The sequence below is a fragment of the Archangium gephyra genome (genome assembly GCF_042230915.1).
GTDB lineage: Bacteria > Myxococcota > Myxococcia > Myxococcales > Myxococcaceae > Archangium > Archangium gephyra_B.
The window spans coordinates 11,021,106-11,044,465 of record NZ_CP102578.1 but is presented as its reverse complement, the minus strand read 5'-3'; the positions used below and the strand labels follow the sequence as shown (position 1 = coordinate 11,044,465).

Here is a 23,360-nt window from a genome sequence, read left to right as displayed (position 1 = left end):
TTGCCCCGGTTTTGTGGCTCTCCCGCACTTCGTGTGGTTCGGCAGTAGCGAGCAGGCGAGCCTCGCTCTTGCAGCCATCCGTATGCGCCCAGGATTCACACAAACTGCGGGAGAGCCACAAAACCGGGGCAGGCTCAATTCGGTGCCCGGAACCTCGGTGGACTCCTCGGGCAACGCCTTCGGCATGGGACTCAGCTGGCTGCCCCGGCTCAAGTAGGATGCTTGGCGAGGACACCCCCGTCACGGCAAGGACGATTCGAGGATGAACAGGACACTCCAGCTCACGTGTGCAGTAGCGCTGCTTCAACTGGCAACGGCCTGTGGTGCGGGGAAATTCTCTCCCTACTTGAGGCGCAATGCACAGGTGGATTCCGAAGCTGGCTATATCTACGGACGCTTCGATTACAGCATCTGGGAGCCCGGGTACTATGTTCATGGGATGGGGCTCGTCCTCGCATCAGATGACAACCAGCTCCGAATCCAGTTCCTGGACAGAGATGCCAGGGTCTACGCTGTGAAACCCGGCACGTATTCCATCAAGCAGACGGTCTGTTCCGACGTGGACGGCGGCATCATCGGCTGGAGCCCGGGGTGGTCGGCCAAGGAGGTACAAAGCTTCCGGGTCGAGCCGGGAAAGGCCTACTACATCGGAGACTTCCACGGTCAAACGCGCGGTGACGGCAGGTATTGCGCCTGGCGGATTGATGACTTCGAGAACAACTATGAGGAGACCACCGCTGCCTTCCAGAAGCGTTATCCGTCACTGAAGGGGCTGGAGACCCAGGACGTGAGCGGTAGCCTCCTGACGATGCCCAGCCAGGTTTCGGGCAGCTAGGTCTCGGGCAAGGGGTCAGACGATTCGTAACTGCGCTGCAATGCGAACACCGCGCGCAGGAAGACGGTGAGGACGTCGGAGAGCAGTCCCGCCTCCTTCAGCAGCACCCACCGCACCCGGTGCGCAAAGGACAGCGTCCACTGACGGTAGGGCACATGCGGCAGCACCCGCTCCACCAGGTGCACCGCCGTCACCTGCGCCCGCTTCGCGTTACAGGAGGGGCACACCCCTCGCCCCTTGCACGAGAAGGCGACGAGAAGCTCGTCCTTGCAACTCTCGCAGCGCACCCGTGCGAAGCCGTGCGCCAGCACCCCGCACTCCAGGTACCTGGCGAAGTCCCGCTCCACATACCGGGGCAGGCCTCTCCCCACCTCGTTCGCCTCCGCGAGCAGCGTGGTGAGGTTGTCCCTCACCGCCTCGTACGGCACCGTCCCCTCCGGCTGCCTCCTCCGGTACGCCCACCCGCGCTCCTCCACTTGCCCCTCCCCAGCTACACCTCGCCAGGGCACACGTTACCGTTGTGCTCCCACAAACCTCCCTGGAGCACCGTGCGCCCCTGGTTCTGTCTCCAAAATGTCTCCAGGATTGGAGGGGACTCGGAGGGACAGGTGGGACTGCCGAGGATTTCCCCGTGGACTCGAAGTGTCCCGGATTCACTCGCGATTCCTCGAAGGGCGTGTGCCGTCGCGGGTTTAGGGCAACCCTCCTCCACGGGTTCGAATCCCGTCGGGGACAACTTGGCTTGGGGGAGCGTGGGACGTGGGCCCCCCGGCCTGTCGTCCTACTCGAGCGCGCTGCTGCCCGTGCGCCCCAGCACCTTCATGCGCTGGGCCGCGTTGGCATGCGTGGGCTCCAGGGTCAGCACGTGCTGGTAGGTCTTGATGGCCAGTTCGGTGTCCTTGTTGACTTCATACGCCTCGGCCAGGCTATCGAACGTATTGCTGCTCTCTGGATGCAGGAGGGTATTCAGCTTGAATATCTCGATGGCCGCCTTGGGGTTCTTGTGCTTGCGCAGCAGGTCGTAACCCCAACTGTTGATCCGCGATTCACTCAGCTCGAATTGCGGATCGCGCTGGCGGAGGGCCTGATAGGCATCGTGCGCATGTTCGAAGCCACGCTTGGCCAGCTCGACGGCCAGCGTTTCCTGCGTCGGTGGCGCTCCGGTGGAGCGGCGCGCGTCGACCGAAATCATGTGCGGCGGTGCACCGTTCTTCACGCCTGTATTGCCAAGGAAGGCCAAGCCCGCGGCATCGTTCTTCAGATAGGCGTTGAGGAATTGCAACACGTAGCGCGCCATCCAGCCATAGGCCAGCGAGACTTCCTCCTGCGAGTAGTCCGTGAACGCAGCCGCCGGCGTGAAACGCAGGAAGGCCGACGAGAAGTGGGGATGCACCATCGGGTGCATCGTGACGATGTAGGCGTCCGAGTACTTCAGGTTGTTGAGGACGCTGACGGGTGACGTCTTCCCGCGCGCGATCAATTGCTCCAGCGTGGGGGGCTGCGCCGCCATGTACAGCATCGGCACCGCCACCCGCGAAGGAGTCACGTATTTGGCGGCCTCCACCAACTCCGGGTAATAGCGCACCGAACCGTCCAGGCTGACGAGCGCCTTGATCCGGCTATCGCGCGCCGCCGCGAACACGTTCGACATACCGCCCCAGCTGAATCCCATCACGGCGATCTTGCGGGTATCCGCCTGGGGCAAGGTGTGCGCATACCCAATCAGGAACGAGATATCCGCCGCCTGGGTCTCGATGCCTTCGAGATCGTCGGTCATCGCGCGCGAATGTGCGCCCATGTCCGGGCTGGCGAGCACCACATACCCCTGGCTGGCGAGAAACTCGCACAGGTCGGCATTCTCAGTCGGGGACGCGTTGAAGCTCGGCGCATAGATGACCACCGGAAACCGGCCGGCTGCCGGCTTCGCGTCGCGCACCGCCCACATCGGGCGGGTGGTCTCCCGGGGCAACGCGTCGGCCCCCAGGACACCGACCCTGACGTTGGCCGTCGCGGCGGTGATCTCGGCGTCACTGCGCTCGAACACCTCCTCGGTCGCGGACAGCCGCAGGTAGTCGTTGACGACCACCGGTGTTCCGCCCTTCGACGCCGGATACCAGACCACCGTCTGGATCGGCCGAGCACGCTCACCTCGGGTGGGCAGGCCGGTGGTCGCGTCGATATCGCCTTTGTAGGCACGCGCGTAGTCGTACTGGTGCACGACGCGCAGGCCGACGCCGTGGTCACCTCGCGCATTGGAGAAGGTGAAGTTGGACGCGGCGTGGGCGAGCGACGCCGTACCGCACAGGAACAGCAGGAGAAGTGAACGCATCAGAGCCTCGATTGGCGCCATCCATACCGCAAAACCAGGGCGTCCACCCGGAGCCGTGGCGCCGTCCACTCGCGGTGTGGCCACGTCGCGAGCGCGTCTCAGTGCGCGTCCGGTTGGCCGTCCCGTTTCGCCACGCTGCCCATCAGCCCACGGGCGCGCTTCAGCAGCGATACGAACTCCTCGCGCTCGGCGTTGCCAGCGGGCGTGGCCCCGCGGGCGATCTCGAGCACCTCGTCCATGCTCCAGCGCTCGGCGTGGGGGCTGCGGCGCAGCAGCTCGGCGGCGCCCATGACGGCGGTGGCGAAGCGTAGGTCCGTGGAGGCCTCGGGGAAGGAGGCGGCGAGCGCGCGGGCGGGGAAGCGGTACACGTGCTCCGAGGCCGTCTCGCCCCGGGGCCGCTTGGCGCGCAGGCGCACGGTGGCGAGGCCCTCGCCCGCGCCGGGCTTGAGCTCCAGCTCGTAGAGCGCGGTGACGGTGTGGCCGGAGCCAATCTCTCCCGCGTCCACCTTGTCGTTGCGGAAGTCGCGGTCGGCGATGTCGCGGTTCTCGTAGCCCACCAGCCGGTAGCGCGCCACCTGGGCGGGGTCGAACTCCACCTGGAGCTTCACGTCCTGGGCGATGACCTCCAGGGTGCCGCCGAGCTGCTCCTGGAAGATGCGGCGCGCCTGCATGAGCGAGTCCACGTAGTAGTGGTTGCCATTGCCCTGGTCGGCGAACTGCTCCATGAGCGTGTCCTTGTAGTTGCCCATGCCGAAGCCCACGGTGGTGACGGTGACACCCTCCTTCACGTGGCCGCGGATGAGCTTGAGGATCTCCTCATGGGAGGAGGGGCCCACGTTGGCGTCGCCATCGGAGAGGATGAGGACGCGCGAGACGGAGTGGCCGTCGAGCTTCTTCAGGGCCTGCTCGTAGGCGAGCTGGATGCCGGAGGCCATGGCGGTGGAGCCGCCAGCGGTGAGCTCCTCGATGGCGGCGTGGATGAGGGCCTTGTGCTCCAGGCCGGTGGGAGGCAGGGCGAGCTTCACGCCGCCCGCGTAGGTGACGAGCGCCACGGAGTCCCCATCGCGCAGGTTGTCCACGAGCATGCGCAGGGAGCGCTTGGCGAGCGGCAGCTTGTCGGGGGACTGCATGGAGCCGGAGACGTCCACCAGGAAGGTGAGGTGGGCGGGCTTGCGCTCGGAGACGCTGAGGCGCTTGCCCTGGACCCCCACGCGCAGCAGGTGGCGGCCGGGCGTGAGGGGCGAGGGCGCCGCATCCAGGTGCACGGCGAGCGGGGTGCCCTCGGGCTCGGGGTAGGTGTAGCGGAAGTAGTTGAGGAACTCCTCCACGCGCACGGCCTCGCGGGGTGGCGGCGTGCCCTCGAGGAGCTTGCGCCGGGCGAGGGTATAGGAGGCCGTGTCCACGTCGATGGAGAAGGTGGACAGCCGGTCCTCGGCGGCGGTGACGAAGGGATTCACGCCGTGATCGCTGTACTGCTCGGTGTTGCCGGCGGGCGGCTCGGCGGGGAAGTGGGCGGTGGGAGCGCGCACGCCACCCTTGCCGTTGAGGGTGGGCCCCACGCCCATGCCGCCGCCCCCTGCGCCATAGGCGACACCGCCGCCCCGGCCCTTGGTGCCGATGGAGCCGATACCGATGGTGTCGCCGATGCCACCTCCGCCGCCGCCACTGCCCTTGAGGCCGAGCCCTCCGAGTCCCTGGGCGGTGCCACCACTGCCCGCGCCGAAGAGCTGCGCGGCCGGGGTCTGGGGAGGCGTCTTGGGGGGAGCGGCCGGCGGCGCCTCCTTCCGGGCCATGGCGCCCTCGTCGCTCCGATTCTTGGCCTTCTCCTGGGTCTCGGCGGGGGCCGCGAGCTTCTCCTGCTTGCGGACCTCGGGCGGCGCCTTGTGCTCCTCGGAGCGCTGGCATCCGCCGAGCGTCCAGCTTCCAACGGCCAGCGCGCACACGACTCCCGTGACGGCGAGGGGGCTCCGCCTCATGGACTGCCTCCAGACTGGGTGGGTTCGTCTCTCGGAGCCCTTGGACAACGGCGCGCATGGCGGGTTCCCGGCTATGCTGGGGCCACCGTGCAACGTTCACGCTCCACCGTTCGTGTCCCTGAAGCCACCCTCGACGAGGTCCCGGGAGACCTCGCCGAGCCGGTGGGCCTGGCCGAGCCGCCACCGTCCCCGCGCTCGCTGCTGGAGGAGGTGCGCACTCCGGGCGCGGCCCGCGCCGAGGTGGATGCCCTGCTGAGTGGGCTCGCGCGGCCGCTGGAGCCGGGGGAGAGTGCTCGCGAGCGGGCGGAGCTGCTGCACGAGATCATGCAGGACACGGAGGTCCGCGAGTACCTGGGCAGCGGTGGGCGCAAGGTGGGCCACGTGGCGGTGCTGCGGTTGGCGGAGCTCGGCTTTCCGTACGCGCTGGAAGTGCCCCCGGAGCTGTACGCCGAGGCGCGGGGCACCGGACGCGGAGTGGCTCGTTTCGCGGAAGCCCGTTCGCCCGATGGGGCGGGGGGAGGGCTGGTCGGCATCGCGGGAGGGCTGGAGGTGCTGCCCGCGCTCTTCTTCCTGTCCAGCGGTTCCTCCGGGGAGGTGGACGTGTCCCTGTTCTGGGTCCTGGTGGTGTCGCTCACCTCGTTCATCCCGGCCCTGCTGGCGGACTCCGCGCCGGTGCTGCGCAGGCGCTGGCTGCACTACTTGATGCTGGGGGCGGTGGTGCTGCCGGGCCTGGCCTGGTTGGCGGCCGCGCTCTTCCTGGTGTGGATGGCCCTCGCGAACGGGGGGTTCGTGGTGGCGCTGTTCTTCATCTTCCCCCTGGGAATGGCGCTGCTGCGTCTCGCCGGAGCAAGAGGCCTGTACGGCTCGCCGCCCGCCGAGGAGCCTCCGGAGACGGCAGCGGGCTGAGTCCCACCATGCCGCGTCCGCGCCAACGCCTGAGCGCCTGGGCGGCCCTGCCAGGGGTTGCCTGGCTGGCTCCTTCCACTGGGATGAGGCGGATCGCGGGGGCCCAGCGCCTGTACGAGGTGCCGCCCTCGGAGCCATGAGGAGGCAGGGGAGCGAGCACGGGCTCTCCGCGCGGAATGCAGGGGACGGGAGGCATTCCTACCTTCCGGAGGTATGCGCCGCCGAACGAGCCTGGTGCTCCTCAACGCGCTGTCCCTGTGCCGCCTGCCATTGGCGGTGATCTTCGTCTTCATGGAGGACCCGCTGGCCCGGGTGGGGCTGGTGGTGGCGGCGGGGCTGACGGACTTCCTGGACGGGTGGATCGCCCGTCACCGGCACCTGGAGTCGTACTGGGGAGCGCTGATCGATCCGTTGGCGGACCGGGCCTTCGTGATGGTGGCGCTGGGGACCTTCCTGGTGGAGGGGAAGCTGACGCCGGTGGAGTTCGGCACGCTGGTGGTGCGCGACGTGGCGACGGGGCTGGGGTTCGTGGTGGCGCGCATCGTGCCGAGCTTCCGCCCGGTGAAGTTCCAGGCGCGGATGCTGGGCAAGGTGGTGACGACGCTGCAACTGGCGGCGCTGCTGGCGGTGCTGGTGGTGCCGGTGCTGGTGAGGCCGCTGGTGATCGCGGTGGGCGTGACGGCGCTGGCGGCGGTGGTGGACTACACGGCCACGGTGTGGAGGAAGCGGACGCGCCAGGGCCCTCGTGGTCCCACCCTCCCCAACATCCCCTCGCCCACCGGCAGAGGGGTGGGGTGAGGCGGCTTACGGCTCGAGGGTGGGTCGATACCCCGACATCCATCCCTCGCCGCAGGAATCGAGAGCCGTGGGGTCGCAGGCGCGGGAGCAGGTGCGGGTGCCACCGCCTCCGGTGTCGCAGACATGGCCTGGGGGACAGCTCTCTGGCTGGAGCGGGTTGCAGCGCTCGCCCTCAGCACGTGATGGGGATGGGGGAGTGTCGAGCTGCTCGCCAGGAGCGTTCGGCGAGAGTGCGACAAGGGCCGTGGCCCAGAACAACAGGCCGAGCCCTCCACTCAATACGGCGACTTCCCCTTTGCTGAGCCGTGGCTTGTCGGGACGCATGGGTCTACACCCTCCGCCCACGGCGAAGCGTCCCCTTCGCGAGCCTCATGAGTACCCCCCGGTACCTGGAATTCCCAAGCAGGGTGCGCCGCGGCGGCCAGCGCGGTCAAACCGCTCGCGGCCAGAACGAGGGGTGGGTGTCCGCGCTGAGACGATTCAGGCGCGTGCCCCCGTCTCAGGCGCGCAGCTGTGTGAAGAACCGGGCGAGCTTCGCGGTGTCCAGCCTGCCCTCGGTCCGCACGCCGCTGCACAGGTCGAGGCCGAAGGGCCCCACCTGGCGGATGGCCTCGCCCACGTTCTCCGGACGCAGGCCGCCAGCGAGGAACACGGGCACGCGCACCTGCTCGCGGATGCGCCGGCTGATGGCCCAGTCATGCACGCGCCCGGTGCCGCCCAGCTCCTTCACGGCGAGGGACTGGTTGCCCGAGTCGAGCAGCAGCGCATCCACGTGGGGCGCCACGCTCAGGGCCTCCGCGAGGGACTCCTCGCCGGTGACGTGGATGACCTGGACGAGCGACACGCCGGGCATGGCGTCGCGCAGCTCCGCGTAGCTGCCGGTGGTGAGCCGGTCGCACAGCTGCACGGTGTTGGTCCGGCAGCGGCGCTGCTGGGCGATGATGTCGCGGGCATCCTGGCCGCACGTGAGCAGGAAGGTGCCGATGGGGGGCGGCACGCTGGCGGCGATCTCCGCGATGAGCGGCTCGGAGATGACGCCGGGCCCGCTGGGCATGGACGAGACGAGCCCCAGCGCGGAGGCACCGGCCATGATGGCGGCGTGGGCCTCCTCGACGCTGGAGATGCAGCAGATCTTGATGCGCGGGGTGCTGCTCGCTTCCATGAGGGGCTCCGGGTTGCTCACCACTCCACGTGGGCGATGAAGTCGCTGGCGGAGGGGTTCTTCACCTCCATGCGGACGCGCGCGGTCACCTTGGCGGCCTTGAGGAGGGCCTGCTCCACGACGCCTTGCGTCCAGGCCGCGCCGAGCAGCTCGCCGTGGCAGATGAGCCGGCCGGAGCGGGGGCTCACGCGCTCATAGGAGCGCTCGCCGAAGGCGGTGACGGCCTTGTAGGCGGCGGGGGAGCTGGCCATGAGGCGGTGGGGCTCGTCGCCGGACAGGAAGGACATCATCTTGCCGGCCTGCGAGTCGAAGAAGTAGTTCACCGCGGCGCGGCCGAACTCGGCGATGGACTCGTTGTAGCTGCGCGAGCTGCTCTTGCTGCGCTTCACGCCGAGGTCGGCCAGCTTGAGGAGGTCGGCCACCGGGTAGCGGAAGAAGCTCACGATGTTGCGGGAGCCGAAGACCTCCTTGCGTATGGCCTCGGCTTCGGTGTGACCCAGCTGGCGCTGGAGGTTCTCCATCGAGCTGTCGAAGAACATGCCGAGCAGCACATCCTTCTCGGTGGCCGCCCGGATGCGGAGTTGCAGCGCCTCACTGGTGTCCATGATGCCCCCTGCGGATACAGCCGGGTGCCTACCACCAAGGTGGGGCGGCCGGGAATCCGTTTTCTGGCGGAGGGGGGCCTAGAGCGAGTCGAGGGCGGTGCACCCCTGGGCTTCCCCGGCCTTGCAGGCCTTCTCGAACATCTCGGCGGCGCGGCGCCTGTCCCGGGAGACTCCGCTGCCCTTCACGTAGCTCACGCCGAGGTTGTAGCAACCCGGGGCGACGCCGCCCTCGCAGGCCTTCTCGAACATCTCGGCGGCACGGCGCGCGTCCTTGGAGACTCCGCGGCCCTCGAAGGAGAGCGTGCCGAGGTTGAAGCAACTCCTGGCCACCCCGCCCTCGCAGGCCTTCTCATACAGGGAGGCGGCGCGGCGCTCGTCCTTGGGGACTCCACTGCCCTGCTCGTGGTTCATGCCGAGGTTGAAGCAACCCGAGAACCAGTCGCCCTCGCAGGACTTCTCGAACAGGGCGACGGCGCGGCGCGCGTCCCGGGGGACTCCGCGGCCATCGTCGTAGAGCACGCCGAGGTTGTTGCACCCCTGGAGCAGTCCGGCCTCGCAGGACTTCTCGAACAGGGCGGCGGCGCGGCGCGCGTCCTGGGGGGCTCCACTGCCCTCCATGTAGCGCACGCCGAGGTTGTAGCAACCCTCGCTCTCTCCGCCCTCGCAGGACTTCTGGAACAGGGCGGCGGCGCGGCGTGCGTCCTGGCGGACTCCGCGGCCCTCCATGTAGCTCATGCCGAGGTTGTTGCACCCCGGGGCCAACCCGGCCTCGCAGGACTTCTGGAACAGGGCGGCGGCGCGGCGCTCGTCCTGGGGGACTCCGAGGCCCTTCATGTAGCGCACGCCGAGGTTGTTGCACCCCGGGGCCGACCCGGCCTCGCAGGACTTCTGGAACAGAGCGGCGGCGCGGCGCATGTCCTGGGGGACTCCGAGGCCCTCCGCGTAGCTCGAGCCGAGGTTGTAGCAACCCGAGGTATACCCGCCCGCGCAGGCCTTCTCATAGAGCGTGGCGGCGCGGCGCGCGTCCTGGGGGACTCCGCGGCCCTCCGTGTAGAGCACGCCGAGGTTGTGGCAACCCTCGGCCTCTCCGCCCGTGCAGGCCTTCTCCAACAGTCCGGCGGCGCGGAGCGCGTCCTGGGAGACTCCGCTGCCCTTCACGTAGAGCAGGCCCAGGGCGTTGCAACTCATGGCCGAGCCGCCCGCGCAGCCCTGCTCGAACAGCGTGGAGGCGCGGCGTGCGTCCTGGGAGACTCCGCGGCCCTGCGTGTAGAGCACGCCGAGGTTGTGGCAACCCTGGACATTCCCGCCCGCGCAGGCCTTCTCGAACAGCGTGGAGGCGCGGCGTGAGTCCTGGGAGACTCCGTTGCCCTTCGTGTAGAGCACGCCGAGGTTGTGGCAACCCTGGGCAGACCCGCCCGCGCAGGCCTTCTCGAACAGCGTGGAGGCGCGGCGTGCGTCTTGGGGAACGCCAAGGCCCTCCATGTAGCTCATGCCGAGGTTCACGCACTGTTCCGCATGGCCGCTCGCGCACTCCTCGGTGAAGTGCCGCACCATTTCACCCGGCGTCATCTCGGAGGAGGAGCCCCCCGGCCTCGCCGTGGCACATGCACCCAGAAAGCCGATGACGACGCAGAGTCCCACGCTCCGCCGTGCCACGATTCCATATCCAGACATGACATTCCCCCCCTCGGGTATGGCCAGGACGCTCCACGCACCGTGGTCATACAGCGCGAACCTTAGCCCCTCGGAGTCACCGGGGGCTACTGAGCTGAAGGCGCGAGGCCTCAGGGTTCGAACGCGGACGGAGTGCATCCCCACTGCGAGAGATCTTCCGCGACCGTGGCGCACATCCAGCCCGGGCCACAGGAGTCGAGGTCCCGGTGGTCGCACCGGCGGAAGCACGCGCTCCGGGTGCCTCCCGCCCACCCGCAGACATGGTCCGAGGGGCAACTGTCTGGCCGGAGCGGATTGCAGACGCGGGCACACCAGAAGGTGCCGCGGCCCCGGCTGCTGTCCACCATGCAGCGCTCGCCCTCGGCGCACGGTGTTTCCGGGCAGGAGCCGGAGACGCGTGCCAGGCACCGGCTGTTGCCCTCGGGAAAGCGCTTGCACTGCTGTCCCTGGGGGCATCCGAGCTTCGTGCAGTCCGGCACGCAGCCCGGACCGTCCGGGTCGTCCGTGCAGGTATGGCCGGAGGGGCAAGCCGCGGGGGCTTCGAGCTGGCAGGGGACCGTACACACCTGTTGGATGCACCGCAGACCCTCGCGGCAGGCCCCGGTGCGAGAGATGTAGTCCGCGTCGCAGCTCTCGCCCTCGCGCCGCTCGCCCACGGGGACGCAGCGGCGGATGGGGGTGCTGGAGGTCCCCGTCTTGAGCGCGCGGCAGGTGAATCCGGGAAAGCAGTGCGCGTCCTCCTCGCATTCGGAGGCCATGCACTCCAGGCGGCGCGTCTCCCGGTTGACCAGACACCCTTGTCCTGGGGGGCAATCACCGCTGGTCTGGCAGCTTCCACACTTCAGGAAGCCGCCGTCCCAGGTGCAGTGCGTGGCAGCCGCGGGAAGCCCATCGGGAGAGAGCTCCTCGGACGCGAGGGGAAGGGGCGCCGTAGTCGTAGAGGAGGCCGGGGCGAAGCTGGCGAAGCGTGTGTCCGTGCGTGGAACGGGTGGCGGCGGTGGGGTTGACTCCACCCCTGAGGCCCGCACAGCACGGGGAGTGGCCTCATCCGAGGGATGTTCCCGGGTGGAGGTGTCGAGGGCCGCGCGGTGGCTCGCGAGAAGAGGAGCAGCAGGCCCTCCGGCGGAATCCGAGGAGGGCGAAAGGGTGGCCCAGAGCAGTAGCACGAGGCCCGCCGCGAAGGCGGCGATGAGCCATTTCAGGTGGAACCTGTCACGCCGCATGGGCACCCTTCCACCACGTCCGGTTCAACAGTGAATGTCTGTTCTGGAACTCCAGAATCAGAACGTGTCGAGGGCGGTGCAACCCGCTTCCACCCCGCCCTTGCAGGCCTTGTCGAACAGGGCGGCGGCGCGGCGCTCGTCCTGGGGGACTCCGTTGCCCTTCGCGTAGAGCATGCCCAGAAAGACGCAACCCAGGGGCGCTCCGCCCTCGCACGCTTTCCCATACTGCGTGGCGGCGTGGCGCACGTCCCGGGCGACTCCGAGTCCCTCCTCGTATCTCACGCCGTTGAGCACGCACTTGTCCGCATCGTCGTCCGTGCACTCCTTCGGGAAGAGCTCCACCGGCGGCCGGCACGAGAGGTCCTGGAACTCCCCGCCTCCCGGCCGCCCCGTGGCACATCCCCCCAGCAAGCCGATGACGACGCAGAGCCCCACGCCGCGCCGTGCCGCGCTTCCATGAAGACCAGCCATGCCGTGCTCCCCAGCGGGATGGGCAGGACACTCCGTGCGTCCTGGCAACATGGAGCGAACCGTAGTTCCGCGGAGGGCCTCCAAGCACGCGCTACCTGGCTGGAACCGCCGTCAGTAGGATGGGCCCCGAGGAGCGTTTCTCCATGCATCCGGATTTCGACGTCGAGCTGCGGGCGGCCCTGGCCGAGGGCCTTGTCTCCGAGGAGGAGGCGGAGCAGCTCCGCGAGGAGGCCCGGCGCCTGGAGCGCAGTCCCCTGGCACTGCTCCGGGAGCGGGGCCGGCTGTCCGAGGGGACGCTCATCTCGATGATGGCGCAGGTCCGGGGCGCCACGCCCCAACTGGCCGAGGCCCGGGACGAGCGCGCTCCCGAGGTCCCGGTCTTTCCCGTCAGCGGTTGGGAGCGCTACCAGTGCGTGCGCTTCCTCGGTGAGGGAGGAATGGGGCGGGTCTTCCTCGCGCATGATCCGCGGCTCAACCGCAACGTGGCCTTGAAGTTCGTCCGGGGGGACGAGCCCGGGCTCACCCAGCGCTTCCTCTCCGAAGCCAGGGCCCAGGCGCGGGTGAACCACGAGCGGGTGTGCAAGGTCTACGAGGTGGGCGAGGTCCAGGGGCGCGTCTACATCGCCATGCAGTTCATCGATGGGCGGACGTTGAGCTCGCTCGCCCGCGAGCTGTCCGTCGAGCAGAAGGCGCTGTTGCTCCGGGAGGCCGCCGAGGGCGTGCACGAGGCGCACCGCGTGGGCCTCATCCACCGGGACCTCAAGCCCTCCAACATCATGGTGGAGCGCGCGGAGGACGGGACGCTGCGCCCCTACGTGATGGACTTCGGGCTGGCGCGGGACTGGAACGATGGGTCCACCGTCACCGGCGCGGTGATGGGCACGCCCCAGTACATGTCGCCCGAGCAGGCCCGCGGCGAGGTCTCCAGCCTGGATCGCCGCGCGGACGTCTACAGCCTGGGCGCCACCCTCTACACGGTGTTGACGGGCCTCCCGCCCATTCCCGGTGGCAACGGGCTGGAGGTGCTCAAGAACGTCCTCGAGGTGGAGCCGCGGCCCCCGCGCGCGGTGGATCCAAACATCCCCGCGGACCTCGAGGCCATCGCGCTCAAGTGTCTGGAGAAGGAGCGCTCGGCCCGGTACGACTCGGCGCGCGCCCTGGCCGAGGAGCTCGACCGCTTCCTCTCGGGCGAGCCGGTACGGGCCCGCTCCAACAGGGCCTGGTACCGCCTGCGCAAGAAGCTCCACAAGCACCGGCTCGTGGCCACCGTGGCCACGGTGGCGGCCGTGCTCGTGCTCCTGGCCCTGGGCCAGGCGGGGCTGGCCCGCCGGGAGGCCACCGTGCGCGAGCGGCTGGCCCGGCGCTTCACCGAGTCCGTGGAGCGCATCGAGGCGCTGGCGCGCTACTCGGACCTCGCCCACTTGCACGACACGCGCGTGGACCGGCGGGTCATCCGCGCGCGCATGGCGGCGCTCGAGGCGGAGATCCACGAGGCGGGCGAGCATGCCGTGGGGCCCGGTCATTACGCGCTGGGGCGCGGCCACCTCGCGCTCGGAGACGAGGCGAGGGCCCGCGAGTCGCTCGAAGCCGCCTGGAAGCACGGCTTCCGCGAGCCCCGGGTGGCCTACGCGCTGGCGCTGGTGACGGGGCACCAATACCAGGAGCAGTTGCTGGAGGCCGAGCGCCTCCGCGACCCCGAGCGGCGGGAGGTTCGCAAGCGCGAGGTGGAGCACCGCTACCGGGAGCCGGCGCTGGCCTGGCTCCGCCAGAGTGAAGGGGCCGAGGTTCCCTCCGCCGCGTATGTGGCGGCGCTGCTCGCCTTCTACGAGAACCGGTGGGACGAAGCCCTCGCCCAGTTGGAGGCGATTGGCACCGGGCTCTCGTGGTTCCACGAGGCTCCCAAGCTGCGCGGAGACATCCTCCTGGCCCGCGCCATGAGGCAGTGGAACCAGGGCGAGCACGCGGGCGCGCTGGCGGACTTCGAGGCGGGCCGCAAGGCCTACGCCGAGGCGGCGGAGATCGGCGAGAGCGTGGCCTCCATCCACACGGCCCAGGGAGAGCTGGAGTACGGCGCGCTCGTCCTGGAACTCTACGGCAAGGGCGACGTCACTCCCCGCTATACCCAGGCCCTCCAGGCCGTCTCCCGCGCGCTCACGGCCATGCCGGAGCATTCCGACGCGCTCGTGCTGGAGTCCCGCCTCCACCGGCGGCTCGCCGAGCACCAACGCAACCTGGGTGATTATTCGGAGACGCTGCCGGAGAAGGCCGTGACCGCCGCGCGTAGGGCGCTGGAGCTCGCCCCCTCGAGCACGAAGGCCCGGCTGGAATTGGGGCAGGCCTGGTGGATCTGGGGCTACACCCGCCAGAGCCACTCGTTGGATCCTCGCGAGCAACTGCGCGCGGCCGTCGAGAGTTTCGAGCGCATCGCCCCGGAGGAGCGGGACCAGGACTTCCTGCTCAACCTGGGCCTGGTCTACAAGACGTGGGCTGACTACGAGGAGCAGGTGGGCGCGGATCCGCTGCCCGCGTACGGCAAGTCGATCGACTCCTATCTCGCCGCCATCCAGCGCGACGGCCAGGTGCCGGAGGGGTGGATCAACCTGGGCATCGCGTACTACACCCGCGCCTCGCATCCCCGGGCCCCGGCGCCGGACGCGGACCTCACCCAGGCGGTGGCGGCACTGGACAAGGCCCGGAGCCTCAACCCCGGTCACGTGGTGGTCTACTTCTACGGGGGGCTGGTGCACGCGCTCGTGGCCCAGCGGCTGCGCGGCTCGGGAGGTGAGCCCGGCCCCTCGCTGGAGCGCTCCGCGGAGATGTTCCGCAAGGGGCTCGAGCTGGGCCCCGGCATTCCCCTGCTCCACAATGGGCTGTGCCTGACGCTCGTCCAGCAGGCGCAGGCGGGCTGGGACCGCGGTGGGGATCCGTTCCCCGCGCTGGACCAGGCCCGGGCGGCCTGCGAGCAGTCCGTGGCCATCTCGCCGAAGGGCGGCTACGGGCACATCAACCTCAGCGAGGTGCTCGCCCACCGGGCCCTGTACCAGCGCGCGCGGGGAGAGGAGCCCGGCCCGAGCGTGCGCGCGGCCGACGAGGCCCTGAGGCAGGCGCTCCAGTGGCTTCCGGAGAACGCGGGCGCCCTGGCCAACCGCGGCATGGTCCATGCCATCCTGGCCACGTTCGAGCTGGACCACGGGAGGGATCCCCGCCCCAGCAGCGCGCGGGCCGAGGCGTCGCTGCGGCGGGCCCTCGCGCTCAATCCGGCCTACGCCGAGGCCTGGTACTCGCTGGGTGAGGCGCTGGGGGCCAGGGCGCTCACCTCCGGAGGGCGCTCCCAGGACTCCGAGGAGGCGTTCCAGGCGTTCCAGAAGGGGCTGGAGCTGGCTCCGGAGCGGCAGGAGTTCCGCATCGGCTTCGGGCACTTCCTCCGCCGCTGGTCCACCCGCCTGATGCAGGGCAAGCAGGACCCGGGTCCCTCGCTGCAACGCGGGCTGGAACTGGCCCAGCAACTCCTCGCGGTCCGGCCCGGGTGGCCAGACGCCCGGCTCCTGCGCGGCAGTCTGTTCGCGCTCCAGGCGGCGCTCCCCTCCGCCACCCCGGGACAGAAGCAGGAGTGGCGCGGACGGGCCCGGGAGGATCTCTCCAGCGCGCTCTCCACCAACCCGGGCTTTCAACGGGAGTGGGGCAGCACCCTCCAGCGCCTCCAGTCCAGCGGGCCTTGAGTCCCTTCAGGGAAGTGACTCCTTCTCCCTCTCCCGAAGGGCGAGGGGAAATGGCCGCGGGTGTCAGCGCATTTTCCCGGTGCCGCGACGTTTCGAGTTTGTCGGCGACATGTCGCCGACAGCCGCTCCACCTCTCCCAGACCCTTCCCGTGGGGGCTTCTCCTCTGAAGCGCGCCCCGCAGCGTGCTGGCACGGCGCGTGCTCAAGGATTCTCCGAGTTCACTGAAGACTCCCCGAACCCGGAGCACCCCCATGCAGTCCTTCCCCCGTTGGAAGAAGTTGATGTTCACCGCCAGCCTCGCCGTGCTCCCCGCATGCGGGATGGAGGCCTCGAACAGCCCCGAGGCCAAGGGGCTCGACCCGCAGGCCCCCACGGAGCTGAGCCAGACGCGGGCCGCGCTCACCACCGGCCCGGCGAGCTGCCAGGACATCAAGAACGCCAATCCCTCCGCGGCGGATGGCGCGTACGTGCTGTTCGTCGGCGGCGACAGGTCCAAGCCCTGGACGGCCTGGTGCCGCAACATGGCGGGCACTCCGGCGGAGTTCCTGTCGCTGCCGTCGACGGGCCCCTCGCTCAACTTCTCCCAGTACACCGCGGGCTACAACAACGGCGGGGGCACCGATGTGCGGACGCTCTTCACCAAGGTGCGCGTCGACCCCGCCACCCTGCGCGTGAGCACTGGAGACCAGACCTTCTCCACCTCTTCCGGGCTGCTGTGGCACGGGGATGCCGTCACCTCCATGTCCTATGCCGCGGCGATGAACTGCGACTTCAACCGCCCTGGACTGGGCAACGTCGACCTGCGGGGCACGCCCTTCGCGGCGGCGCCCGGCGAGTTCGTGGTGGTCGGCTACTACGGTTCGGGCGGAGCCACCTACAGCTCGGACAACCAGGTGGTGGACCTGTGGAACTATGGCGAGTGCGGCTGGATGTCGGTGCAGGGCGCTGACCATCCCTTCAACGGCCGTGGCGCGCAGCTCCAGCTCCAGTACAAGCAGAGCACCCCGGCGAGCTGCCAGGACATCAAGACCACCCACCCCTCTGCGGCGGATGGTGAGTACGTGCTGTACGTCAACGGCGACGCCTCCAAGCCTTGGACGGCCTGGTGCCGCAACATGGCGAGCACTCCCGCGGAGTTCCTGTCGCTGCCGTCGACGGGCCCCTCGCTCAACTTCTCCCAGTACACCGCGGGCTACAACAACGGCGGGGGCACTGATGTGCGGACGCTCTTCACCAAGGTGCGCGTCGACCCCACCACCCTGCGCGTGAGCACCGGAGACCAGACCTTCTCCACCTCCTCCGGGCTGCTGTGGCACGGGGATGCCGTCACCTCCATGTCCTATGCCGCGGCGATGAACTGCGACTTCAACCGCCCTGGACTGGGCAACGTCGACCTGCGGGGCACGCCCTTCGCGGCGGCGCCCGGCGAGTTCGTGGCGGTCGGCTACTACGGCTCGGGCGGAGCCACCTACAGCTCGGACAACCAGGTGGTGGACCTGTGGAACTATGGGGAGTGCGGCTGGATGTCGGTGCAGGGCGCTGACCATCCCTTCAACGGGCGCGGCGCGCAGCTCCAGCTCCAGTACAGGGCCATCGGCTCCCTCACCAAGCTGACCGGGTCGTGAAGCCCCACCGCGGGCAGCACGTGGACCGAGCCGGCCGGTGGCGGCCCTGGACAAGGCCCGGAGCCTCAATCCCGGTCACGTGGTGGCCTACTTCTACGCGGGGCTGACGCACGCGCTCGTGGCCCAGCGGCTGCGCGGCTCGGGAGGTGAGCCCGGCCCCTCGCTGGAGCGCTCCGCGGAGATGTTCCGCAAGGGGCTCGAGCTGGGCCCCGGCATTCCCCTGCTCCACAATGGGCTGTGCCTGACGCTCGTCCAGCAGGCGCAAGCGGGCTGGGACCGCGGTGGGGATCCGTTCCCCGCGCTGGACCAGGCCCGGGCGGCCTGCGAGCAGTCCGTGGCCATCTCGCCGAAGGGCGGCTACGGGCACATCAACCTCAGCTCTGTTCGCGCTCCAGGCGGCGCTCCCCTCCGCCACCCCGGGACAGAAGCAGGAGTGGCGCGGACGGGCCCGGGAGGATCTCTCCAGCGCGCTCTCCACCAACCCGGGCTTTCAACGGGAGTGGGGCAGCACCCTCCAGCGCCTCCAGTCCAGCGGGCCCTGAGCCACTACTGCCCCCTCTCCCACCGGGAGAGGGTCGGGGTGAGGGTGCCCGGGCCCGTTCTGCAACCCGTGGCCCGCAGTGTGGACAGGGGGTTGAACCCGGGGCCACCCGATACCCTCACCCCGTCCCTCTCCCGAAGGGCGAGGGGAAATGGCCGCGGGTGCCAGCGCATTTTCCAGGTGCCGCGACATTTCGAATTTGTCGGCGACATGTCGCCGACAGCCGCTCCACCCCTTCCCAGACCCTTCCCGTGGGGGCTTCTCCTCTGAAGCGCTCCCCGCGGCGTGCTGGCACGGCGCGTGCTCAAGGGTTCTCCGAGTTCACTGAAGACTCCCCGAACCCGGAGCACCCCCATGCTGTCTTTCCCCCGTTGGAAGAAGTTGATGTTCGCAGCCAGCCTCGCCGTCCTCCCCGCCTGTGGGATGGAGGAGACGAACAGCCCCGAGGCCAAGGGGCTCGACCCGCAGGCCCCCACGGAGCTGGGCCAGACGCGAGCCGCGCTCACCACCGGCCCGGCGAGCTGCCAGGACATCAAGAACGCCAATCCCTCCGCGGCGGATGGCGCGTACGTGTTGTTCCTCAGCGGCGATAGGACCAAGCCCTGGACGGCCTGGTGCAAGGGCATGGCGGGGACTCCCGCGGAGTACCTGTCGCTGCCGTCGACGGGCCCCTCGCTCAACTTCTCCCAGTACACCGCGGGCGCCAACAGCGGCGGGGGCAGCAACGTGCGGACGCTCTTCACCAAGGTTCGCATCGACCCCGCCACCCTGCGCGTGACCACCGGCGACCAGACCTTCTCCACCTCCTCCGGGTTTCTCTGGCATCCGGTTCAGAACGCCGTCACCTCGATGTCCTATGCCGCGGCGATGAACTGCGACTTCGGCAACCCCGGACTGGGCAACGTCGACCTGCGGGGCACTCCCTTCGCGGCGGCGCCCGGCCAGTTCGTGGTGGTCGGCTCCTATCCCTCCGGTGCGGCCACCTACAGCGCGGACAACCAAGTGGTGGACCTGTGGAACCGGGGAGATTGCGGCTGGAATTCGGTGCAGGGCGCCGACCATCCCTTCAACGGCCGCAGCGCCCTGCTCCAGCTCCAGTACAGGCAGAGCACCCCGGCGAGCTGCCAGGACATCAAGACCGCCCATCCCGCCGCGGCGGATGGCGCGTACGTGCTGTACGTCAACGGCGACGTGGCCAAGCCCTGGGAGGCCTGGTGCCACAACATGGCGGGGACTCCCGCGGAGTACCTGTCGCTGCCGTCGACGGGCCCCTCGCTCAACTTCTCCCAGTACACCGCGGGCGCCAACAGCGGCGGGGGCAGCAACGTGCGGACCCTCTTCACCAAGGTTCGCATCGACCCCGCCACCCTGCGCGTGACCACCGGCGACCAGACCTTCTCCACCTCCTCCGGGTTTCTCTGGCATCCGGTTCAGAACGCCGTCACCTCGATGTCCTATGCCGCGGCGATGAACTGCGACTTCGGCAACCCCGGACTGGGCAACGTCGACCTGCGGGGCACTCCCTTCGCGGCGGCGCCCGGCCAGTTCGTGGTGGTCGGCTCCTATCCCTCCGGTGCGGCCACCTACAGCTCGGACAACCAGGTGGTGGACCTGTGGAACCGGGGAGATTGCGGCTGGAATTCGGTGCAGGGCGCCGACCATCCCTTCAACGGCCGCAGCGCCCTGCTCCAGCTCCAGTACGCGCCGCCTCCCGCGTCTCCTCCCGCGCAGCCCACCTCGGGCAGCTTCAACTACAGCGCCTCCAACACCAGCAGCGCGGCGCAGAACACCACCCCCTACGACGTGAGGCTCACCGCCGGGCAGACGCTCTCCTTCGGCACCTGCTCGGTGGCGGGCGCGTCCGGCTCGGGGGACACCTACCTGCGGCTGTATGCCCCGGATGGCTCGCTGGTGGGCGCGAATGACGACGCCTGCGGCCTCCTCTCCTTCGTGGGCCACACGGCCTCCCAGACCGGCACCTACCGCATCCAGGCCGGCTGCTACTCCAGCGGCAGCTGCGGCGGCACGGTGGCCTTCACCATCCAGTAGTCCCCCCGTCCGGCACCTCGCACCCGCGGCTCGCCTCGTGCGGCCCGCGGGTGTTTCCGTTCCGCCGGCTCCACGTCGAAGGGCCCTGACCGCGTGGGCCCACTGTCCGATTCGTGAGCACCCCGTCCGAAACCCGGACAGTCGGGGTGGATGCACACAACCCGTTGAGCCCACGGGCGATTCACCCGGAAACGTCAGGCGCCTTTACAGGAAGTTCCAGGACAACTGGTATATCTGTGCTCCGGGTTCACCGGCTATCGCTCTTAAGTCCTTGTTTTCTGGTGTGTCCAGGTGTTGGCCCGGGGGTTGCTCAAGGAGGAAGGGCGCGCAGTCGCGGCTGAAACCCCCAGGCGGCAGCGTCCCAACCCTTGTAGTCCCTCGAAAAGGAAGCCTCCATGCGTAAGCTTTCCATGGCGTTGCTGGCTGGTGTTGCTCTCGTTGGCTGCGGTGTCGACACGCAGGCCGAGAACCAGGAGATCGTCTCCAACCTGGTCGAGGCGGGCTTCCCGGCCAACGACATCCAGATTGTCGAGGGTGAGGTGTTCGTGGGCAACGACGCTCACGTGACGCTCGAGGCCTCCCGCGAGATGCTCCAGCCCACCAAGGGCGCGGAGCAGTACCGGACGACCAACCTCGTCGGCTCCGGCGTGACGAAGATCTGCATCGTCCCCACCTCCCAGTTCAACGGCTACAGCACGCTGAGCGCGGGCCTGGATCTGGCCATCGAGAACTACAACAGCCAGAACCTGCAGTTCACCATGGTGCGCGGCTCGGCCGCCGACTGCAGCGCGACCATCTCCGCGAAGACCGCGAACAGCACCGGCGGCTCGGCTGGCTTCCCCACGGGCGGCAAGCCCTACGGCACCATCAACATCGGCACCGGCCTGCAGAGCTACAGCATTGACGTGAGCGAGCACGTCATCACCCACGAGCTCGGCCACTGCATCGGCTTCCGCCACTCGGACTACTACGATCGCTCCATCAGCTGCGGCGGCGCCTACTCCAACGAGGGCGCCTCCAACGTGGGCGCCATCCTCATCCCCGGCACGCCGTCCGACGCCAAGGTGGGCGGGTCGATCATGAACTCCTGCTTCCGCGCCAACGAGTCCGGCGAGTGGTCCGCCTCGGACAAGACCGCGCTGGCCTACCTGTACTGAGCACTGGCGCGACAGCCCCCGGGTCCATGACCCTGGGGCTCCGCACCTCACACCCGCGGCCCGCTTCGTGCGGCCCGCGGGTGTTTGCGTTTCAGCCCCGCGCGCTCAGGGCTTGGAAGCCGTCATGGTGCCGGCCTGCCCCTGTCCGACGATGGGCATGGGCCGCTGCCCCAGCGGACTGATGCGCAGGTCATAACGCGACTCTCCCGCGTCACGGGCAATCGCCTGGTTCACCCGGAGGATCACGCCCTCCTTCTGGAGGTCCACGCGCTCCCACTGGTCCTTGGGCTGGCTTTCGGACACGGGCGAGAGCAGGGAGGGCAGGGGGTTCACCCGATTGAAGAGCCAGAGGCTGGTGCCCTGGTCCTGCTCGGCGGCGAGCACGAGCTCCAGCTCATCCCCCGGAGCCACCACCAGGTACAGGTCCGGGCGATCGTTTGGCGCCCACTCGCCCTTCCAGTTGATCACCAGCGTGCGGGTCACCTTGAACTGCCCCGCTTCGGAGCGGACCGGGTAGGCCCTGCTGACGTCCTTGGAGATGATCAGTTGATGCTTCGACACGGTGTTGCTCCTTTTCAGTCACTCTTGGTGCTGAGGCCCAATTCCTTGAGGCGCCGGGTGAGCGCCTTCTTGGAGACCTGCAGGCGCTGAACCATCGCGTCCAGATCTCCCGCGCACTCCCGATGGCAGGAGGTGAGCTCCTCCGCGCTCAGCGTCCCCGCCCGGCGGATGGTCGGGTGCTTGTCGATGAGATCGTAGATGGAGGAGCGCGGAATCCCGAGCGAGTCCGCCGCCAGCTTGAGATCCCAGGCGTGCTGCCGGAGCGCCGAGAGGAGCTCGTCGCCGGTGACCTCGGTGGACTTGCGGCGAGCCACCGCCGTGGGCGGCGAGGCGGGCTTGGGGGCGGGCCCCGCGCCGTCCAGCTCCTCGGCGAGCCGCGAGTCCAGTTGGAGGACGGGCTGCCCCCGGCTGCCAATCACCAGCTGCCGGGTGATGTTGCGCAACTGCCGGATGTTGCCGGGCCAGGGGTAGCGCAGCAGGCGCACCGCGATCGAGGCCGGCAACCAGGGCTCGGCATAGGGATCCCTGGGCGTCAGGCGGTGGGCCTCGCCAATGGCCTCCAGCTCCTCGCGGGCGAAGTGCTGGAACAGCATCCCGATGTCCTCGCGGCGCTCGCGCAGGGGCGGCAGCCGGATCTCATAACCCGACAGGCGATGCAGCAGCGGCGCCTTGAAGCGGCCCTCCCGGATGTGCTCCTCCAGGTTGGCGTCCGTCGCGGCGATCAGCCGGACATCGATCTTGATGGGGGTATGCGCGCCCACCGGGTACAGCTCGCCGGTCTCCAGCACCCGGAGCAGCATCACCTGCACCTCCGGAGGCGCCTCGCCCACCTCGTCGAGGAACAGGGTGCCGCCCTGGGCCGCCCGGAAGAAGCCCTCCCGGTCCCGGGTGGCGCCGGTGAAGGCGCCCCGGTGCGCGCCGAACAGCTCGGCGGCCGCCAGCTCCTTGGGGATGGAGCCCAGGTTCACGCTGATGAAGGGGCGCTCCTTGCGCGGGCTGTGCCGGTGGATGGCCTGGGCCACCAGCTCCTTGCCCGTGCCGGTCTCTCCGCGCACCAGCACCGGGACGTGGAGGTCGGCGATGCGCTGGATGTGCTCGCGCACGCGCCGGAGGCCCGGGCTCTCGCCCACCATGCCCAGCGAGTCTCCGGGCGCTCGCCCCTCGCCCGAGGCCTGGTGCAGCAGCAACACCACCCGGCCCGAGAGCTCCAACAGCACGCCGGCCGCCAGCTCCTCCGGCGTGAATTCACGGCTCGTCAGGGGCTGCCCGTCCACCACCACCCGGGTGCCGCCCTCTCCCACGCGCAGCCGCAGCCGTCCCCCCTCGCCCGGTGAGAACACGAGGGGCGTGCGGCTCACGAAAGGGTCGGACAGGGGCTGCCCGAAGGTCTCTCCAGGCCGGGTGAAGTTCGGGCCATTGCGAGACAGGGACACCTCCCGGCCCGCCGCGACGCCCTCCAGCAGGAGCCGCTCTCCGGCCCGGGTGGCCGTGGGATGGGAGAGGAGGGTCAGCATCGGCACCGCCTGGTCCGCGGACGCCACGGCGCGCTGCTCGTGGCCGGCGGCGGTGGAGACATCGGCGACCAGTGGGGGGGACTGGGAGTCGCGGGGCTCGGAACGAGACATCGGGCGCGGACTGTACCACTTCCATCTCGTGGCCCGTTTCACGGGACGGGGCCGCGACGATTCGCGAATGCCGGCGACATGTCGCCGACAACCGCTCCACACC

Annotated in this window: 17 protein-coding genes; 7 read left to right on the top strand and 10 right to left on the bottom strand. The window is 69.4% G+C overall.

Annotated elements, in window-relative coordinates:
• The first annotated feature begins 262 nt into the window (after positions 1-262).
• Positions 263-835: a hypothetical protein gene (locus tag NR798_RS43570; RefSeq protein WP_375768522.1), complete on the top strand. Its 573-nt coding sequence runs from the start codon at positions 263-265 to the stop codon at positions 833-835.
• Here the strand turns inward: NR798_RS43570 and NR798_RS43565 are convergent.
• The 3 genes from NR798_RS43565 to NR798_RS43555 form a co-directional block, all read right to left on the bottom strand.
• Positions 832-1,311: a transposase zinc-binding domain-containing protein gene (locus tag NR798_RS43565; RefSeq protein WP_375768521.1), complete on the bottom strand. Its 480-nt coding sequence runs from the start codon at positions 1,309-1,311 to the stop codon at positions 832-834. The two genes, NR798_RS43570 and NR798_RS43565, sit on opposite strands and share 4 nt — an antisense overlap.
• Positions 1,312-1,616: 305 nt before the next feature.
• On the bottom strand, positions 1,617-3,164 hold the full coding sequence (locus NR798_RS43560) for a dienelactone hydrolase family protein (protein WP_375768520.1): 1,548 nt from the start codon (positions 3,162-3,164) through the stop codon (positions 1,617-1,619).
• A gap of 98 nt (positions 3,165-3,262) precedes the next feature.
• Entirely contained in the window at positions 3,263-5,140 is a 1,878-nt protein-coding gene (locus tag NR798_RS43555; protein ID WP_375768519.1) for a von Willebrand factor type A domain-containing protein, read from the bottom strand.
• A gap of 87 nt (positions 5,141-5,227) precedes the next feature.
• Here NR798_RS43555 and NR798_RS43550 point away from each other — a divergent pair, with 87 nt between their 5' ends.
• Positions 5,228-6,046: a hypothetical protein gene (locus tag NR798_RS43550; protein WP_375768518.1), complete on the top strand. Its 819-nt coding sequence runs from the start codon at positions 5,228-5,230 to the stop codon at positions 6,044-6,046.
• Positions 6,047-6,259: 213 nt separating this feature from the next.
• Positions 6,260-6,844, top strand: a complete 585-nt coding sequence (locus NR798_RS43545) for a CDP-alcohol phosphatidyltransferase family protein (protein WP_375768517.1) — start codon at positions 6,260-6,262, stop codon at positions 6,842-6,844.
• Positions 6,845-7,343: 499 nt separating this feature from the next.
• Here the strand turns inward: NR798_RS43545 and NR798_RS43540 are convergent, their stop codons facing one another.
• The 5 genes from NR798_RS43540 to NR798_RS43520 form a co-directional block, all read right to left on the bottom strand.
• A complete protein-coding gene (locus tag NR798_RS43540) occupies positions 7,344-8,006 on the bottom strand; it encodes a phosphoribosylanthranilate isomerase (RefSeq protein ID WP_375768516.1) in 663 nt (220 codons plus the stop codon).
• A gap of 17 nt (positions 8,007-8,023) precedes the next feature.
• Complete coding sequence (locus tag NR798_RS43535; RefSeq protein WP_375768515.1) at positions 8,024-8,611, bottom strand: TIGR02265 family protein; 588 nt, start codon at positions 8,609-8,611, stop codon at positions 8,024-8,026.
• A gap of 78 nt (positions 8,612-8,689) precedes the next feature.
• Positions 8,690-10,285: a tetratricopeptide repeat protein gene (locus NR798_RS43530; protein WP_375768514.1), complete on the bottom strand. Its 1,596-nt coding sequence runs from the start codon at positions 10,283-10,285 to the stop codon at positions 8,690-8,692.
• A 110-nt stretch (positions 10,286-10,395) separates the two neighbouring features.
• Complete coding sequence (locus NR798_RS43525; protein WP_375768513.1) at positions 10,396-11,043, bottom strand: hypothetical protein; 648 nt, start codon at positions 11,041-11,043, stop codon at positions 10,396-10,398.
• A gap of 522 nt (positions 11,044-11,565) precedes the next feature.
• The gene (locus NR798_RS43520) at positions 11,566-11,979 is read right to left on the bottom strand and encodes a tetratricopeptide repeat protein (protein ID WP_375768512.1); all 414 of its coding nucleotides are present in this window, start codon (positions 11,977-11,979) and stop codon (positions 11,566-11,568) included.
• 143 nt (positions 11,980-12,122) lie between these two features.
• Between NR798_RS43520 and NR798_RS43515 the strand changes: the two genes are divergently transcribed.
• The 4 genes from NR798_RS43515 to NR798_RS43500 all read left to right on the top strand — a co-directional run bounded on the left by NR798_RS43515 (position 12,123) and on the right by NR798_RS43500 (position 21,071).
• Positions 12,123-15,698 carry a protein kinase gene (locus NR798_RS43515; protein ID WP_375768511.1) on the top strand — a complete coding sequence of 1,192 codons (3,576 nt, stop codon included), beginning with the start codon at positions 12,123-12,125 and terminating at the stop codon, positions 15,696-15,698.
• 252 nt (positions 15,699-15,950) lie between these two features.
• On the top strand, positions 15,951-17,324 hold the full coding sequence (locus NR798_RS43510; RefSeq protein ID WP_375768510.1) for a GON domain-containing protein: 1,374 nt from the start codon (positions 15,951-15,953) through the stop codon (positions 17,322-17,324).
• A 925-nt stretch (positions 17,325-18,249) separates the two neighbouring features.
• Entirely contained in the window at positions 18,250-19,914 is a 1,665-nt protein-coding gene (locus NR798_RS43505; protein ID WP_375768509.1) for a GON domain-containing protein, read from the top strand.
• A 395-nt stretch (positions 19,915-20,309) separates the two neighbouring features.
• Entirely contained in the window at positions 20,310-21,071 is a 762-nt protein-coding gene (locus NR798_RS43500; RefSeq protein ID WP_375768508.1) for a zinc-dependent metalloprotease, read from the top strand.
• Positions 21,072-21,176: 105 nt separating this feature from the next.
• Here the strand turns inward: NR798_RS43500 and NR798_RS43495 are convergent, their stop codons facing one another.
• Complete coding sequence (locus tag NR798_RS43495) at positions 21,177-21,632, bottom strand: hypothetical protein (protein WP_375768507.1); 456 nt, start codon at positions 21,630-21,632, stop codon at positions 21,177-21,179.
• Positions 21,633-21,646: 14 nt separating this feature from the next.
• Positions 21,647-23,257, bottom strand: a complete 1,611-nt coding sequence (locus NR798_RS43490) for a sigma 54-interacting transcriptional regulator (protein WP_375768506.1) — start codon at positions 23,255-23,257, stop codon at positions 21,647-21,649.
• Between the last annotated feature and the right edge of the window lie 103 nt (positions 23,258-23,360).

Coding starts and splice junctions, on each gene's coding strand:
- NR798_RS43570 (WP_375768522.1), top strand. CDS start 263: ATGAACAGGACACTCCAGCTCACGTGTGCAGTAGCGCTGCTTCAACTG.
- NR798_RS43560 (WP_375768520.1), bottom strand. CDS start 3,164: ATGCGTTCACTTCTCCTGCTGTTCCTGTGCGGTACGGCGTCGCTCGCC.
- NR798_RS43555 (WP_375768519.1), bottom strand. CDS start 5,140: ATGAGGCGGAGCCCCCTCGCCGTCACGGGAGTCGTGTGCGCGCTGGCC.
- NR798_RS43545 (WP_375768517.1), top strand. CDS start 6,260: ATGCGCCGCCGAACGAGCCTGGTGCTCCTCAACGCGCTGTCCCTGTGC.
- NR798_RS43540 (WP_375768516.1), bottom strand. CDS start 8,006: ATGGAAGCGAGCAGCACCCCGCGCATCAAGATCTGCTGCATCTCCAGC.
- NR798_RS43535 (WP_375768515.1), bottom strand. CDS start 8,611: ATGGACACCAGTGAGGCGCTGCAACTCCGCATCCGGGCGGCCACCGAG.
- NR798_RS43530 (WP_375768514.1), bottom strand. CDS start 10,285: ATGTCTGGATATGGAATCGTGGCACGGCGGAGCGTGGGACTCTGCGTC.
- NR798_RS43525 (WP_375768513.1), bottom strand. CDS start 11,043: ATGGCCTCCGAATGCGAGGAGGACGCGCACTGCTTTCCCGGATTCACC.
- NR798_RS43520 (WP_375768512.1), bottom strand. CDS start 11,979: ATGGCTGGTCTTCATGGAAGCGCGGCACGGCGCGGCGTGGGGCTCTGC.
- NR798_RS43515 (WP_375768511.1), top strand. CDS start 12,123: ATGCATCCGGATTTCGACGTCGAGCTGCGGGCGGCCCTGGCCGAGGGC.
- NR798_RS43510 (WP_375768510.1), top strand. CDS start 15,951: ATGCAGTCCTTCCCCCGTTGGAAGAAGTTGATGTTCACCGCCAGCCTC.
- NR798_RS43505 (WP_375768509.1), top strand. CDS start 18,250: ATGTTCGCAGCCAGCCTCGCCGTCCTCCCCGCCTGTGGGATGGAGGAG.
- NR798_RS43500 (WP_375768508.1), top strand. CDS start 20,310: ATGCGTAAGCTTTCCATGGCGTTGCTGGCTGGTGTTGCTCTCGTTGGC.
- NR798_RS43490 (WP_375768506.1), bottom strand. CDS start 23,257: ATGTCTCGTTCCGAGCCCCGCGACTCCCAGTCCCCCCCACTGGTCGCC.